Genomic DNA, 14,545 nt, shown 5'->3' on the forward strand with positions numbered 1-14,545 from the left:
GTGTCCTTCGAGGAGTACGCGGCGCTGGCCCGACAGCTCGCCGAGCAGCGCCGCACCGGCGAGCGGGACGCCGCGGCCGAGTCCGAGCGTCGCCGTGACCTGCACGCCACCGCCGACTACCTGCACCAGCGGTTGACCGCCCAGGGGCACCGCCTCGACCAGTTGGGCCGCGCGATCGGCCTCGACCAGCCCCCGACAGCCCCTGCCGCGGACCCGGCGCCCGGGTCCGGGCCGCCGCCGGGTTCCGGGCCGTCGGGTTCCGGGCCGTCGTCGAGTTTTGGGCCGGCTCCGCGTTTCGGGTCGACCGGGGGCTCTGGCGCGGGGTTCGGGTCGGTCGGGGTGCACGGATCCGGGGACGGTGGGTCCGCCGGCGCAGCGGGCGTGTCGGGGCGGTCGGGTGTCGAGGCGTACCCCGAGCTGCCGGCGGGGGAGGCGCGGCTGGCGCTGCCGACGGCGACGAGCCCGGCGGGCGTCGGGGTGCCGGCGCAACGCGCGGCGGCGGTCGACCCGGCGACGGAGCTGGAGCTGGCGCGGCGGATGGCCGACGAGGCGGACCGGCACGGGCAGCAGGCCGAGTTGCTGGCCCAGCGGCCGGCGCTCCTGCCGACGTGGTCACCGCTGGCGCGGGCGGTCGCCGTCTACGCCGGGTGTGGGGCAGCCGCCGGGGTGCTCATGCTGACGCTGGTGCTCGCCTCCGGGGTGGGCCTGGTCGACGGGTTCACCCTCGGCGCGTGGATCTGCGCGGGGCTGCCGGCGCTGGCGTTCTTCGGCGGTTATCTGGTGCTCGGCCGGTGGGGGAGGCCCGCCATGGTCGCCGGTACGCCGCCGCGCTACCTGCCGTTGGGGTTCCTGATCTGTTTCCTGCTGGTGCCGCTGGGCTACTGCGGTTACCTGCTGCTGTTCCGCGCCCTGCGCTGAGGCGCTCGCCTGGTCGCGCCGGGTGCGTGGATCTCGTACGCTCCGATGTGGTCTCCGCCGGTGCGGTGGTGGAGGCGATGGTCGACCAGGGGAGGGCGCGCGTGAGCGCAGCACAGATCATCGCGAGGTTGGCGGCGGCGGCGCAGAAGCTCGACGAGGCGAAGGCCAAGACCGCAGCGGCGGCACAGGACGCGGCCGAGGCACGGGCGCTCGTCGCCGGAGCGCTGGAAGGCGTGGCCGCGGGCCCGCTGGTCGGCATGATCGACGCGTACCGGCAGGCCCTCGCGCAGGCGTCGCAGGGCGGCGACCCGGCCAAGCAGCACGTGCAGGAGACGATCGCGAAGGTCCGCGCGTTGGGAAACTGACCCACGGGTGGTGGCAGCGCAGCCAGGCCCCTCCGGCGCAGCGGGTCGCCGATACGGAGAGTGACGCCGTCCGGCCCGGATGTGGTGGGAAGCGTGATGTCTGTGAGACATCTAGATGTCTCACAGACATCACGCTCACAAGGGACATGGCCCGGAGCCGGGGGCTCCGGCGAACGTCAGGCGCGCGAGCGCGGCAGGCAGCACTTCTTGTACTTGCTGCCCGAGCCACACCAGCAGGTGTCGTTGCGGCCGGGCGGCCAGGCTGTCACGCCCGCCTCGTCGAGACTGTCGGCGTACTCGTCGAGGGTTTCCTCGTCGGTGGGGTCGCCGCCGGCGCGTTCGGCGAAGGCCGCCAGACCGGCGACGGTGCCGGCGACCACGCCCAGGTCGGCGCCGCCCAGGTTGGCGGCCTCGGCGAGGGCCCGTTCGATCTGGGCGCGGTGCTCGTCCCAGGTGGTCGGGTAGGTGTCGATCAGCGCGGGCCAGCGCAGCAGCAGCGCGGTGAACTCCGCCGGCGGCCAGAACAGCAGCGTCGCCGGGCCGTCGTCGAGCGCGTCGAGCGCGTGGTTGCTCGCGGCGCGCAGCCGGTCGGCGAGGTTGTCGTACTCGTCGTGCGGCAGGCCCATCTCCTCGCGCAGGTCGTGTCGCCGCTGGGTCAGGCCGTAGATCATGGCGGCGGCCTCGTCCTGCGCGTCCTCGGAGGCGTGCTGCTGGGTCCGGGTCCGTTCCAGGATCGCGTCCAGCGCGGCGGTCAGCCATTCCAGCGCCGTCTCGGCGTGGCCGGATTCGGCGAGCTCGTCGACGAGGTACGTGGCGTCGGGGTTGGTCTCCAGCAGGGGCCGCAGGTCGGTCAACTCGGCCAGGCCCTCGTCCTCGCGGCCGAGGCGCAGCAGCAGGCCGCCGCGCACCGATCGGGCGTACGCGTCCTCGTCGGGCTGTTCGGCGATGGCGCGGGTGGCCAGCGCGAGCGCGTCGGCCAGGTCGCCGGCCTGCTCCAGGATGTCCGCGGCGACCAGCAGCGCGTACCCGGTGTCGTCGGGGTCGGCAACCCGCCCCTCGTCGACGGCGCTCACCAGCTCGGCGGCCAGCGAGGCCGGGTCCGGGCTGGTCGATCCGAGGGCGCCGATCTCGTCGATGCGGTCGGTGGTCAGCAGTTCGGGCATGGGCTCATCCTGAAGACGCGAAGGGGAAGCGGCCAGCGTACTCCCGGACACGCCGGAACCCGGGGCGGCGAACCGCCCCGGGCTCCGGTGTTGCTCAACGGGTCGCGGGCAGGGCGGCGAACTCGCCGGCTAGCTCCGACTCGACGAACGTCGTGGTGGACGGCCGGCGACCGGCCGACGCCCGCCGGGCGGACGGGACGGCGAGGGCCGCGAGCGCGGCCGCCAGGGCGATCGCGGTGAGGACGAGAAACCCGGCCGTGAAGCCGGCCTCCCGGGGTAGCCCGTTGGCCTGCGGGTTCGCGGTGATCACGCCGCTGACCACGGCGGCGCCGATCGCGCCGCCGATGGTGCGGATATTGGCGTTCATGCCGGTCGCCACGCCGGTCTGGCTGGCGGGCACGCTGCCGACGATCAGGTTGGCCATCGAGGCGAAGGCCAGGCCGATGCCGAGGCCCACCAGACCGCCGGCGACGGCGACCTCCCAGCGGGTGTCGTGCGCGACGGCCAACATCGCGGAGGCGGCCACGTTGAACGCGGCCCCCGTGGCGAGCTGCGCCTTCGCGCTGAACACCGCCTGCAGGCGGCCGGCGACGAGCCCGGCGACGAACATCGCGACCAGCATCGGCAGCATGAGCAGGCCCGCCTGGCTGATGCTGGCGCCGAAGCCGTAGCCGGCGACGGTGGGGGTCTGCACGAACTGCGGCAGGAAGGCGTACACGGAGAACATCGACGCGCCGTAGAGCAGGGCGACGAGGTTGGTGGTCCAGACGCCGGGCAGGCGCATCATCCGCATGTCGATCAGCGGGTTGGACGAGCGCACCTCGGCGACCAGCCAACCGACCAGGAGCACCACGGCCAGCGCCAGCAGTCCGAGCACCCGGGCGGAGGTCCAGCCCCAGGCGGCGCCCTGGCTGATCGGCAGGAGCAGCGCGACCAGCCAGCCGGAGAGCAGCAGGGTGGCGCGCCAGTCGATCCGGCCGGGGGTACGCACCGGCGACTCGGGCACGAACAGGTGGGCGGCCACGGCGGTCAACCCGACCACGACCATGGGGATCCAGAACAGCCACCGGTAGTCCAGCGCGGCGACGATCGGGCCGGCCAGCACGACGCCGAGGCCACCGCCGGCGGCGACGATCGCCGAGATGGCGGCGACGGCGCCAGCGACCCGCGCGGCGGGGAACTCGTCGCGGATGATGCCGAACGACAGCGGGAAGACCGCGCCGCCGATGCCCTGTACGACCCGGGCGACGATGAGGACGCCGATGGTCGGCGCGACCGCGGCCAGCAGGCAGCCGAGGGCGAGCGCGGCGAGTGAGACGACGAGCATCCGTTCCTTGCCGACCATGTCGCCGACCCGCCCGAGGATGGGCGTGAAGATCGACGCGGACAGCAGGTAGGCGGTGAGAACCCAGGTCACGGTGTTCTGCGAGGTGTGCAGGTCTTGCTGGATGGTCGGTAGTACCGGGGTGATCAGCGACTGGAGCATCGCGAAGAACCCGGCACCGGCCGCGAGCACGGTGAAGGTGAGCCGACGCGAGCTGCGTCGGGAGGTCACTGCCACGAGAGGAAACTCCCTGATGACGTACGGAAGGAGGCTTGTCGGCCGTCGTGCGCGACGGGCCGGATGTCGGGTCCCGGGCGATCGGGGTGGCCAGGCGGCGATCGGGCGGGTTCCCGAGGTAAGCTAAGCGGAGGCAGGCCTCCGGCATTCCGGAGGGGTGCCTCCACTAAGCTAGCGGAGGGTTCCCTCCGGATGCAACCAGGGTGAGGTGACGTACGTCATGACCAGCGCCGGCCAGGTGCCCGAGGTCTTCGCGCAGCGACCCAAGCGGGCCGACGCGCGGCGAAACTACGACGCCCTGATCGCCGCTGCGCGCGACGCGTTCGCCGAGAACGGCGCCGCCGCCTCCCTGGAGGACGTGGCCCGGCGTGCCGGGGTGGGCATCGGCACGCTCTACCGCAACTTCCCGACCCGGCGGCACCTCTTCGAGGCCGTCTACGTCGAGGAGGTCCGGGCCCTCAGCCGCTCCGCCGAGGACCTCGCCGAGGTGCCGCCGTGGGACGCCCTCGTCGCCTGGCTGCACCGGTTCGTCGCGTACGTCGCCACCAAGCGGGCGCTCGCCGAGCAGTTGCTGCAGGACTCCGAGATTTTCCGGAGCTGCCGCACCGAGATCTACGCCGCCGGCCAGCCGCTCATGGCGCGCGCCCAGGCCGCCGGGGTGGTCCGCGACGACATCGACTTCGACGACGTGGTGCGGCTGATCAGCGGCCTCACGATGGCCCAGTTCCCGTCGTCCGAGCAGCGTGACCGGGTGCTCGGTGTGGCCCTCGACGGCCTGCGCGCCGGAGCTGCCGGCTGACGAGGCGACGGCCCCGCGCATGTCCGATATGGAGCGCGGCGGTATGCCCGTTTACACCCTCGTCGGAACAACGGGTTACCCGCGCGTAACAAGTCATTGACGTTTCTAAATTGTTGCGGGCATCATCGTCGCACGGTCGACCGGACACCCCCACCCACCTGCCCGGTTCGCCGGGTGCCTCCCCCCGGAGGTGCGGCCATGCTGCTCCGAAAGACCGTCCTCGTGCTGTCCCTCGCCACCGCCGTCGTGCTCACGGCCGCCCCCGCGGCCACCGCCGCCCCCGCCCCGACCGCCCCCGCCCCGGCCGCCGTGGTCGGCGCGGCGGCGGCCAACCCCGTCATCGTGGTCGGCGGGCTCAGCGGCATCGCCGTCGCGTACGAGCCGATCGCCTCCCGGCTGCGCGCCGACGGCTACCGGACCTTCATCTATCAACTGCCCGGGCTGGGCCTCGGCGACATCCCCACCTCGGCCCGCGCGTTCGCCAGCTACGTCGAGCGGGTGCGCGCCAGCACCGGCGCGGCGAGCGTGGACGTCGTCGCACACTCCGAGGGTGGTCTGGTCAGCCGCTACTACCTCAAACGGCTCGGCGGCACCGCCAGCATCGGCCGGTACGTCAGCCTGGGCACGCCGCACTACGGCACGTACGTCGCCAACATCGTGGCGTTCCTCGGCCTGGGCAACTGCGCCGGCGTCGTGGCCTGCCAACAGATGACCATCGGCTCCGCGTTCCTCGCCGACCTCAACGCCGGCGACGACACCCCGGGAGCGGTGCGCTACACCACCATCCGGACCCTGCAGGACGAGCTGGTCCGGCCGACCGGGAACGCCGCCGTCAACGACGGTGCCACGAACGTGCTCATCCAGACGTACTGCCCGTTGCGGGTGGTCGGGCACCTCGGCCTGGTGCTCGACGGCACCGCGTACACCCTCGTGCGCGGCGCCCTGGTCGACGGCCCGGTGCGACCCAACTGCCTCGCGGTCTGACCTCGCCCGGGTGGGGGTGGCCCCGGCCGGGACCACCCCCACCCCGGCAGCGGGTGCTCAGCTCGCCTTGCTCAGCGCCTCGAACTCGTCGTCGGTGAGCCGCACGTCGCCCGCGGCCACGTTCTCCTCCAGGTGCGCCACCGAGGACGTGCCGGGGATCGGCAGCATCACCGGGGAGCGGCGCAGCAGCCAGGCCAGCGCGAGCTGCGCGGGCGTCGCGCCGTGCCCGGTGGAGATGGCGTCCAGCGGGCCGCCCGGCCGGGCCAGCTCACCGGTGGCGATCGGGAACCACGGGATGAACGCGAGGTCGTTGCGCTCGCAGTACTCCAGCACGTCCTCGGCGCTGCGGTTGGCGAGGTTGTACAGGTTCTGCACGGAGACGATCTCGGTGATCGCCCGGGACTCCTCGATCTGCTCGACGGTCACCTCGGACAACCCGATGTGCCGGATCTTGCCCTCCTCGCGCAGCAGCGCCAGCTCGCCCAACTGGTCGGCGAGCGGCACCTGCCGGTCGATCCGGTGCAGCTGGTAGAGCGGAATGCTGTCCAGGCCGAGGTGGCGCAGGCTCAGCTCACACTGCTGGCGCAGGTACTCCGGGCGGCCCAGCGGGCGCCAGTCGCCGGGACCGGAGCGGCTCAGGCCGGCCTTGGTCGCGATCACCAGGTCGTCGGCGTACGGGTGCAGGGCCTCACGGATCAACAGTTCGGAGACGAACGGGCCGTACGAGTCGGCGGTGTCGATGAAGGTCACGCCCAGCTCGACGGCCCGGCGCAGCACCCGCAGCGCCTCGGCCGGGTCCTTCGGGTCTCCCCAGACGCCCGGCCCGGTGAGCTGCATCGCCCCGTAGCCGAGTCGATTGACGGTGATGTCGCCCCCGATCCGGTACGTGCCGGACGCCTTCGCGGGCTGCTTGCTGATATCGGTCGCCATACGCGGATCCCCAATCGTCTTCGTCGTGGCGGGGACGACGCGCCCTCCCACCACGTGATCATCCCCCGGGATGGGGGAGTCATGCGGCCGCCCGGTCGATTGTGCGCGGCGACACGACACCCCCGCGCCCCGGCCGGCGTCGCCCTCGACCCGGGGACCGACCAGGGTGAGTTGCGCCGAGCGGCCGGTGTCGCCGTTGCCGGCGTGCGACGCTGGGCGCGTGCCGGTGCGGCGGGCTCGGGCGGCCGGGCTGATGCGGGCCGGCGGAGGGAGCACCATGGCGGAGGTGCCGCAGGTCGACTTCGCGCTCGACACGTACGAGTGCATCGTGATCTATCCCGGTGCGGCCGGACGGGCCCTGCCCGCCGAGACGGTGCAGCGGTTGCAGGCCGAGCACGCCGAGCACATGCAGGCGTTGCAGCGCCGCGGCATCGTCCTGGTCGCCGGCTCGATCGACGGGACCACCAGCAACCCGGAGCCGCCGATCGGCTTCGGGCTGGCCCGCACCGGCAGCGTCGACGACGTGCGCAGCGTGCTGGAGGCCGACCCGGCGGTGCAGGCCGGCCTTTACCGGATCGACGTGCTGACCTTCCTCTGCCCGGCCGGGTCGCTGGAGTTTCCGCTGGTCAAGACCGGCAGCTGAGCGGCCGACGCATCGGCGGCTGTCGTGATGGCGACGGCGCTCGGCCGCCTGCCGGTGCTACGGTCGCGCCCAGCGAGGGCCGGGGCATCCGGCACCGCTCCGACCCCCGTGACCTGCTCACCGAGGTGCCCAGCCGGCTGCCGTCGGTGCGCCGGTGGTGAGCTTCGGCCGGGAGCACCCCGACAGCGGGTGCCGATGGAGGCGTACGATTCCCGGCGCGCGGTCGCCGTTGCCCGTCGCCACAACGTTCCCGGTGCGGTTCCGCCCGCCGGCCCGACGCGAACCACGCGTCGTTGGACAAAAGTTCCACTGCCTGCAAGGGGTCGGCCCCGAGTCCGACCTGAAGGAGAGACTAGCCTGATGGGCGTGACACGCCGCGCGAAGATCGTCTGCACTCTTGGTCCCGCCACCTCGTCCCCGGAGCGCATCCGGGGTCTTGTCGAGGCCGGCATGAACGTGGCAAGGCTCAACTTCAGCCACGGCAGCCACGCCGACCACGAGGCGGTCTACCGACTGGTTCGGGAGGCGTCCGAGGCGGCCGGTAAGCCGGTCGCCGTCCTCGCCGACCTGCAGGGGCCCAAGATCCGGCTCGGCCGGTTCGCCGACGGCCCCCACGAGTGGCGCACCGGCGACTCGGTCGTGATCACCGGCGATGACATCGTCGGCACCAAGGAGCGGGTCTCCTGCACGTACCGCAAGCTGCCGCAGGAGGTGCGGGCCGGTGACCGTCTGCTGATCGACGACGGCCGGGTCGCCGTCGAGGTCACCGACGTCACCGGCAACGACATCCGCTGCCTGGTCACCGAGGGCGGCCCGGTCTCCAACAACAAGGGTGTCTCGCTGCCCAACGTGGCGGTCAGCGTGCCCGCGATGTCGGAGAAGGACGCCGAGGACCTGCGCTTCTCCCTGGGGCTGGGTGTCGACCTGGTGGCACTCTCCTTCGTCCGCTCGGCCGAGGACATCAAGCTCGTCCACGGCATCATGGCCGAGGAGGGCGTGTTCCGGCCGGTGCTGGCGAAGGTCGAGAAGCCAGAGGCCGTGGAGAACCTCGAGGCCATCGTGCTGGCCTTCGACGGCGTCATGGTCGCCCGTGGTGACCTCGGTGTCGAGATGCCGCTGGACGAGGTTCCGCTGGTGCAGAAGCGGGCCGTGCAGTTGTGCCGGGAGAACGCCAAGCCGGTCATCGTGGCCACCCAGATGCTCGACTCCATGATCGAGAATTCCCGGCCCACCCGGGCGGAGGCCTCCGACGTTGCCAACGCCGTGCTCGACGGCGCGGACGCGGTGATGCTCTCCGGCGAGACCAGCGTCGGCAAGTATCCGGTGCTGACCGTCAGCACCATGGCCAAGATCGTCACGACGACCGAGTCCGGCTCGATCGGCGTGCCCCGGTTGCAGCACGACCCGCGCACCCACGGTGGAGCGCTCACCGTGGCCGCCTCGTCGATCGCCCGGGCCATCAACGCCAAGGCGCTTGTCGCCTTCTCGCAGACCGGCGACACCGTTCGACGGCTCTCCCGACTGCACTGCGACCTGCCGCTGCTGGCCTTCACCCCGGTCCCCGAGGTGCGCGACCAGCTCGCCCTGAGCTGGGGCGTCGAGACCTTCCTGATGCCCTTCGTGCAGCACACTGATGACATGTTCCGTCAGGTGGACCAGGCGCTGCTCGGCCTCAACCGGGCCAACCCGGGCGACTACGTGGTGATCGTCGCGGGCAGCCCGCCCGGCACCCCCGGCTCGACCAACACGCTGCGCGTCCACCAGTTGGGCTCGCTGGTCGACGCCGCGTCTGCGCGGGCGTTGCAGTGAGCGACGGCCAGGCCGCAGTCGGCCAGGCCGCCGTGGACCAACTGCTGGAGGTGCTGGACCTCGATCCGATCGGGGAGATGACCTTCCGGGGGATGAGCCCCCGGGTCGGCCCACAGCGGGTGTACGGCGGCCAGGTGGCCGGTCAGGCGCTGGTCGCCGCCGGCCGCACGGTCGACCCGGAGCGGTTCGTGCACTCGCTGCACGGCTACTTCGTGCGCCCTGGCGATCCCGTCGAGCCCATCGAGTACCAGGTGGAGAACATCCGCGACGGCCGATCCTTCTCGGTCCGCCGCGCGGTCGCGCTCCAGCACGACAAGCCGATCTTCTTCATGTCGGCGTCCTTCCAGCGGGCCGAGGAGGGGCTGGACCATCAGGCCGTGTCTCCGCTGGACGTGCCGGCTCCGCAGGACGTGCCGACGATGTCGGACCGGCTCGCCCGTTACCCGGAGCGCCTGGGCATCTGGGGTCAGATTCCCCGCCCGATCGATGTGCGCTACGTCGGCGAGCCCGGCTGGGTCCGTCCCGGCGATCGGCCGGCCGACCCGCACCAGCGGGTCTGGATGCGCGTCGACGGCAAGCTGCCCGACGATCCGCTGCTGCACGCCTGCCTGCTCACCTACGCGTCGGACCTGACCCTGCTGGACTCGGTGCTCTCCATGCACGGGGAAGTGTGGGGGCCGGGCGGCGTGGTCGGCGCGAGCCTCGACCACGCGCTGTGGTTCCACCGGCCGTTCCGCGCCGACGAGTGGTTCCTCTACGACTGCTGGAGCCCGTCCGCGTCCGGTGCGCGAGGGCTGGCCACCGGCCGGATGTTCACCACCGATGGCCGGCAGATCTCCAGCGCCGTGCAGGAGGGCCTGCTGCGCCGCGTCGGCGACTGACGCTCGCGGTCATCCCCGCCAGGTGTGCGCTCGTACACACGAGGCGTCGTGGCGGGGACGACCGTTGGGCGTCGCGCGGGTCACGCCTGGTGGATGGCCTCGCCGGCGATCTCGATCTGGACGGTCTTGCCGACCAGAACACCGCCGCTTTCCAGCGCGACATTCCAGAGCAGACCGTAGTCCTCCCGGTTGATTTCGGCGTTCGCGCTGAAACCGAAAATGTTCTGTCCGTACGGGTCACGGCGGGCGCCGCCGAAATTCACCTGTAGGTCAACGGCCCGCGTGATCCCCTTCACAGTCAATTCGCCGGTGAGTACGAATCGTCCGGCGTCGGGCTGGGGTGGCGGATTGTGACCTCTGCCTCGTCCACCGAGTCGATTGCTGCGCAGGCGGGCCCAGTAGAAAATCGGGTCCTCATTGCTCTGCCAGTTGATACCCGTGCTTCGATATTCGAGCGTGGAATAGCGCTCCACGTCGAGGAAGTCGGCACTCTTGAGGTGGGTGTCCCGATCCGCGCTGCCGGTGGTGATGCTCGCCGCCTGGATGGTAGCGGTCACGCTGGAGAGCAGTGGGTCCTCCGCCACGGAGATCTCCGCGGTCGCCTCGGCGAACTCGCCGCGCACGGGGCTCACCATCATGTGCCGGGACAGGAAACCGATCCGCTTGTGCGCCTGATCGAGGCGATAGGTGCCGGCGACCGGGATGGTCATGCCATCCCAGATGCGTGTGGCGACATCGGTCATGGTGTTGCCTTCCCCCCGGATGGAACCCGGGTGTTTATCAATGTGCTGCCCGAGCCCCCGCATACGGTCAGACAGTCGTGCGTGCCACCCAGCATAGGGACGCGCCGAATCAGCTTCCCGGGCCCCCGAGGGCGGCGAATCGTCACCTATCTCACCGATAGGCCTCGGAATCCCGCGCCGTCAGATATGCGTCGATGCCTGACCGATTGGCCGAGGGCCGCCCGTCCGGGCGGACGACCAGCGGGCTAACCTTGCCGACATGCGTCTCTCCGCCCGGGTCGACTATGCCCTCCGCGCGGCCGCCGAACTCGCCGCGACGGCCAGTGGCCCCGGGCGTGGCCGGCCGGTCACGGCCGACCAGATCGCCCGGGCTCAGGAGATCCCGCCGAAGTTCCTGGAGAGCATCCTGCTTCAGCTGCGCCGGGGCGGCATCGTGCACGCCCAGCGCGGCCCGGAGGGCGGCTACTGGCTGGCCCGCCCGGCCGAGGAGATCTCCCTCGCAGAGGTGATCAGGGTGATCGACGGGCCGCTCGCGCACGTCCGTGGGCAGCGCCCGGAGCAACTCGGCTACCACGGCCCGGCCCGTGCCCTGCAGGAGGTCTGGATCGCGCTGCGGGCCAGCGAACGGGAGATCCTGGAGCTGGTCAGCGTCGCCGATGTGGCCGCCGGCACCCTGCCTCCCCGGATCACCGAGCTGGTCGCCGACCCCCGAGCCTGGATCTGACTCCGGCTCCTGTCGCGCCGCGCCGCGCCGCCGTACCGCTCGGCGACGTCCCATCCACCGATCAGACACTTGACCGCGGCTGCCTCGTGGCGCATTGTCGACCAAGTTGATAGGAGATGCCGAAAAGCTAGGGGGCGCTCGTGCGCAAGCTGCTGGTCCTCGCTCTGGTCGGGCTCGCGGCGCAACTGGTCGACGGCTCGCTCGGTATGGCGTACGGGCTGACCTCGTCCACCCTGCTGCTGCTCGTCGGGGTCGCCCCCGCCGCCGCGTCGGCCTCGGTGCACCTGGCCGAGATCGGCACCACCCTGGCCGCGGGCGTGGCGCACTGGCGCTTCGGCAACGTCGACTGGCGGGTGGTGACCCGCATCGCCCTTCCCGGCGCGGTCGGCGCGTTCGCCGGCGCCACCCTGCTCAGCTCGATCTCGACCGAGGCGGCCGCGCCGTGGATGGCCGGCATCCTCTTCACGCTCGGCGCGTACCTGCTGGTTCGCTTTGCCCGGCCACTGCGCACCGACCGGATCGGTGGGCGGCTGCGCGGGCGATTCCTCGGCCCTCTCGGCCTGGTCGCCGGCTTCGTCGACGCCACCGGCGGTGGGGGCTGGGGCCCGGTCGCCACCCCGGCGCTGCTGGTCTCCGGCCGTCTGGAGCCGCGCAAGGTGATCGGCTCGGTCGACACCGCCGAGTTCGTGGTGGCGGGCGCGGCGAGCGTCGGCTTCCTGATCGGGCTGGGCACCGAGGGGTTCCTGCTGCCCATCGTCGCCGCGTTGCTCGTCGGCGGCCTCATCGCCGCCCCGCTGGCCGCCTGGCTGGTGCGAATCGTGCCGGCTCAACTGCTCGGCGCGGCGGTCGGCGGCGTGATCGTCCTGACCAACGCCCGGACCCTGGTCCGGGCGGCTGAGCTGGACGGCCCGGTCGGCCCCGCGCTCTACGCCCTCCTGGCCGTCGGCTGGTTGGCCGCGTTGGTGCTGGCCGTGCGCGCCCTGCGCCGAACCCGCGCCGCCGCCACAGCGAGCGTCCCCCCGACCCCGAGGGAGCCGGCACAGCCGGCAGCCCGCTGACCCTGCTGACCCTGCTGACCCTGCTGACCCTGCTGAGCCCCGCCGAGCCCCGCGGACGATTCCACGGGCCTGCCCGTCCGGGTGTCGTTACCTGTCGTGACAGTCGGCCGCCGGCACTGCATGCACCTCGCTCCCTTTGCTCTGCTTACCTATACGCAACACCGCGCTGACCAGCGCATCTCTCCGGTGGGACGGTCGCCGCTCCCGCCGGCCGCGATGACTTTCGGTAACTGGTGCGTGGGTGTAAGCAGAGCAAAGGACGCCGACGAGTGACCGAGCGACCGGGCTGCGGTCGTCGCGGCCGAGCAGATGCAGGCGGCCGGGGGAGCGATCCGCCAGCGATCGTGCCAGCGACGTGGGTGGCCCCAGTCATGTGGCCACAAGGGCCGCTAACGGACCCTGTGGCCAGGCCAGGCCAGGCGCTCAGCGGGGGAGCAGGTCGTCGGCCGCGCGGGTCAGCAGCGCCCACGCCTCGTCGACGTGCCGCTCGGCGGTCTGCGGCGAGCCGACCGCCAGCCGCAGCGTGTACCGGCCGTTCACCCGGGTGTGGGTCAGGTACGCCCGTCCGGTGCGGTTCACCCGGGCCAGCAGCTCGGCGTTGGTGTCGTCGTCGGCGCGCAGCCGGAAGCAGACCAGCGAGAACGGGTGCGCCGCGGCCAACTCGAACCGGTCGTCGGAGCGGACCTGGTCGGCGAACCGGGCGGCCAGCGCCACCCCGGAGCGGATGTGGGCGCGCAGCCCTTCGGCGCCGTACCAGCGCAGCACGAACCACAGCTTCAGCGCCCGGAAGCGGCGGCCCAGCGGGACCTGCCAGTCCCGGTAGTCGATCACCGCACCCGACTCGGAGGCCGCGTTGCGCAGGAACTCCGGCAGCACGGTCAGCGCCTCGATCAGCTCTCCACGGTCGGCCACCCAGAACGCGTCGCAGTCGAAGCCGGTGAGCAGCCACTTGTGCGGGTCGAAGCAGTACGAGTCCGCGTACTCCAGGCCGGCGTGCGACCAGCGCAGCTCGGGGCAGACGGCGGCGGACCCCGCGTACGCGGCGTCCACGTGCAGCCAGATCCCGTACTCGGCGCAGATCGCCCCGATCTCCGGCAGCGGGTCGACGGCGGTGGTGGAGGTGGTGCCGATGGTGGCGACCACGATGGCGGGTACGTCGCCGGCGGCCAGGTCGGCCTCGATCGCGGCCCGCAGGGCGTCCGGGAGCAGCGCCTGGGTGGCCGGGTCCACGTCGACCGCGCGAACCCCGTCGGTGCCCAGCCCGGCGATCCGCGCGGCCTTCTCGATGGAGGAGTGCCCGTGCACGGACGTGTAGGCGCGGTAGCGCCGGTCGATGCCGGCGTCGCGCCAGCGGCCCCCGCTGGCCCGGTGCAGCGCGGCGAGCGTGGCCACCAGGGTCGCCGAGGAGGCCGAGTCCTGGATGACGCCGCCGCCGGCGCCGGTCGAGCGGAACCTCGGTGGCAGGTCCAGCAGTTGGGCCAGCCAGTCCATCGTCACCGTCTCCAACTCGGTGCAGGCCGGGCTGGTGGCCCAGAGCATGCCCTGCACGCCGAGCCCGGAGCTGACCAGGTCGCCGAGCACGCTCGGGCCGGAGGTGTTGGCTGGGAAGTAGCCGAAGAAGCCAGGGTGCTGCCAGTGGGTCAGCCCGGGCACGACGATGCTGTCCAGGTCGGGCAGGACCGCTTCGATCGGCTCGCCGACGGTCGGCGGCGCGGCGGGCAGGGCGCTCGCCACCGTGCCCGGAGGGTCGGCCGAGGCGACCGGTCGCTGCTCCAGCGTGGCCCAGTAGTCGGCGATCCAGTCGACGACGGCGTGGCCGGCTCGGCGGAACTCGTCGGGGTCCATGTGGGGAACGCTCACCGAATGAGTTGATCAGGCATCGGTCGTCGGAACAAGACCGGCCGGTGAGTGCCGGGCGACGACAGGGTGTGACGGTCATCGATATTGCGGATCGGAAAGCGCTTGCC

14 protein-coding genes are annotated in these 14,545 nt (G+C 72.2%); 9 read left to right on the plus strand and 5 right to left on the minus strand.

Features of this window, described 5'->3' with window-relative positions; genetic code table 11:
• A complete protein-coding gene (locus ABZ808_RS25465; protein ID WP_357011108.1) occupies nt 1-918 on the plus strand; it encodes a hypothetical protein in 918 nt (305 codons plus the stop codon).
• Nucleotides 919-1,019: 101 nt separating this feature from the next.
• On the plus strand, nt 1,020-1,283 hold the full coding sequence (locus ABZ808_RS25470) for a DUF6244 family protein (protein ID WP_357011110.1): 264 nt from the start codon (nt 1,020-1,022) through the stop codon (nt 1,281-1,283).
• Nucleotides 1,284-1,459: 176 nt separating this feature from the next.
• Here ABZ808_RS25470 and ABZ808_RS25475 read toward each other — a convergent pair whose 3' ends face one another.
• Nucleotides 1,460-2,446 (minus strand): SEC-C domain-containing protein, encoded by a 987-nt coding sequence (locus ABZ808_RS25475; RefSeq protein ID WP_357011112.1) that lies wholly within the window; start codon nt 2,444-2,446, stop codon nt 1,460-1,462.
• Nucleotides 2,447-2,540: 94 nt separating this feature from the next.
• The gene (locus tag ABZ808_RS25480) at nt 2,541-4,007 is read right to left on the minus strand and encodes an MFS transporter (protein WP_357011114.1); all 1,467 of its coding nucleotides are present in this window, start codon (nt 4,005-4,007) and stop codon (nt 2,541-2,543) included.
• Between the two features lie 220 nt (nt 4,008-4,227).
• On the opposite strand from ABZ808_RS25480, the gene ABZ808_RS25485 reads away from it, so the two are divergent.
• Together ABZ808_RS25485 and ABZ808_RS25490 are read left to right on the plus strand one after the other, a co-directional pair.
• Entirely contained in the window at nt 4,228-4,806 is a 579-nt protein-coding gene (locus tag ABZ808_RS25485) for a helix-turn-helix domain-containing protein (RefSeq protein ID WP_357011116.1), read from the plus strand.
• 198 nt (nt 4,807-5,004) lie between these two features.
• Nucleotides 5,005-5,790, plus strand: coding sequence for an alpha/beta fold hydrolase (locus tag ABZ808_RS25490; RefSeq protein ID WP_357011118.1), 786 nt, complete (start codon nt 5,005-5,007; stop codon nt 5,788-5,790).
• 57 nt (nt 5,791-5,847) lie between these two features.
• Here the strand turns inward: ABZ808_RS25490 and ABZ808_RS25495 are convergent, their stop codons facing one another.
• Nucleotides 5,848-6,720 (minus strand): aldo/keto reductase, encoded by an 873-nt coding sequence (locus ABZ808_RS25495; RefSeq protein ID WP_357011120.1) that lies wholly within the window; start codon nt 6,718-6,720, stop codon nt 5,848-5,850.
• Nucleotides 6,721-6,997: 277 nt separating this feature from the next.
• Here ABZ808_RS25495 and ABZ808_RS25500 point away from each other — a divergent pair, with 277 nt between their 5' ends.
• The 3 genes from ABZ808_RS25500 to ABZ808_RS25510 all read left to right on the plus strand — a co-directional run bounded on the left by ABZ808_RS25500 (nt 6,998) and on the right by ABZ808_RS25510 (nt 10,053).
• Nucleotides 6,998-7,363: a YciI family protein gene (locus ABZ808_RS25500; protein ID WP_357011122.1), complete on the plus strand. Its 366-nt coding sequence runs from the start codon at nt 6,998-7,000 to the stop codon at nt 7,361-7,363.
• A 360-nt stretch (nt 7,364-7,723) separates the two neighbouring features.
• Nucleotides 7,724-9,172, plus strand: coding sequence for a pyruvate kinase (gene pyk, locus ABZ808_RS25505; protein WP_357011124.1), 1,449 nt, complete (start codon nt 7,724-7,726; stop codon nt 9,170-9,172).
• Nucleotides 9,169-10,053: an acyl-CoA thioesterase II gene (locus ABZ808_RS25510; RefSeq protein ID WP_357011126.1), complete on the plus strand. Its 885-nt coding sequence runs from the start codon at nt 9,169-9,171 to the stop codon at nt 10,051-10,053. The genes pyk and ABZ808_RS25510 overlap by 4 nt, the downstream gene beginning before the upstream one ends.
• A gap of 80 nt (nt 10,054-10,133) precedes the next feature.
• Here the strand turns inward: ABZ808_RS25510 and ABZ808_RS25515 are convergent, their stop codons facing one another.
• Nucleotides 10,134-10,796 carry a YceI family protein gene (locus ABZ808_RS25515; protein WP_357011128.1) on the minus strand — a complete coding sequence of 221 codons (663 nt, stop codon included), beginning with the start codon at nt 10,794-10,796 and terminating at the stop codon, nt 10,134-10,136.
• Between the two features lie 259 nt (nt 10,797-11,055).
• Between ABZ808_RS25515 and ABZ808_RS25520 the strand changes: the two genes are divergently transcribed.
• Nucleotides 11,056-11,520 carry an Rrf2 family transcriptional regulator gene (locus tag ABZ808_RS25520; RefSeq protein WP_357011130.1) on the plus strand — a complete coding sequence of 155 codons (465 nt, stop codon included), beginning with the start codon at nt 11,056-11,058 and terminating at the stop codon, nt 11,518-11,520.
• Between the two features lie 140 nt (nt 11,521-11,660).
• The gene (locus ABZ808_RS25525; protein WP_357011132.1) at nt 11,661-12,578 is read left to right on the plus strand and encodes a sulfite exporter TauE/SafE family protein; all 918 of its coding nucleotides are present in this window, start codon (nt 11,661-11,663) and stop codon (nt 12,576-12,578) included.
• A gap of 423 nt (nt 12,579-13,001) precedes the next feature.
• Here ABZ808_RS25525 and ABZ808_RS25530 read toward each other — a convergent pair whose 3' ends face one another.
• A complete protein-coding gene (locus tag ABZ808_RS25530; RefSeq protein WP_357011134.1) occupies nt 13,002-14,438 on the minus strand; it encodes a pyridoxal-dependent decarboxylase in 1,437 nt (478 codons plus the stop codon).
• Nucleotides 14,439-14,545 lie beyond the last annotated feature (107 nt).

The organism is Micromonospora sp. NPDC047527 (genome assembly GCF_040643015.1).
In the GTDB taxonomy this organism is placed as follows: domain Bacteria; phylum Actinomycetota; class Actinomycetes; order Mycobacteriales; family Micromonosporaceae; genus Micromonospora.

Excerpts from the sequence above, each read along its gene's own strand:
- ABZ808_RS25490 (WP_357011118.1), top strand. The coding sequence starts at position 5,005 with ATGCTGCTCCGAAAGACCGTCCTCGTGCTGTCCCTCGCCACCGCCGTC.
- ABZ808_RS25500 (WP_357011122.1), top strand. The coding sequence starts at position 6,998 with ATGGCGGAGGTGCCGCAGGTCGACTTCGCGCTCGACACGTACGAGTGC.
- ABZ808_RS25485 (WP_357011116.1), top strand. The coding sequence starts at position 4,228 with ATGACCAGCGCCGGCCAGGTGCCCGAGGTCTTCGCGCAGCGACCCAAG.
- ABZ808_RS25475 (WP_357011112.1), bottom strand. The coding sequence starts at position 2,446 with ATGCCCGAACTGCTGACCACCGACCGCATCGACGAGATCGGCGCCCTC.
- ABZ808_RS25495 (WP_357011120.1), bottom strand. The coding sequence starts at position 6,720 with ATGGCGACCGATATCAGCAAGCAGCCCGCGAAGGCGTCCGGCACGTAC.
- ABZ808_RS25520 (WP_357011130.1), top strand. The coding sequence starts at position 11,056 with ATGCGTCTCTCCGCCCGGGTCGACTATGCCCTCCGCGCGGCCGCCGAA.
- pyk (WP_357011124.1), top strand. The coding sequence starts at position 7,724 with ATGGGCGTGACACGCCGCGCGAAGATCGTCTGCACTCTTGGTCCCGCC.
- ABZ808_RS25515 (WP_357011128.1), bottom strand. The coding sequence starts at position 10,796 with ATGACCGATGTCGCCACACGCATCTGGGATGGCATGACCATCCCGGTC.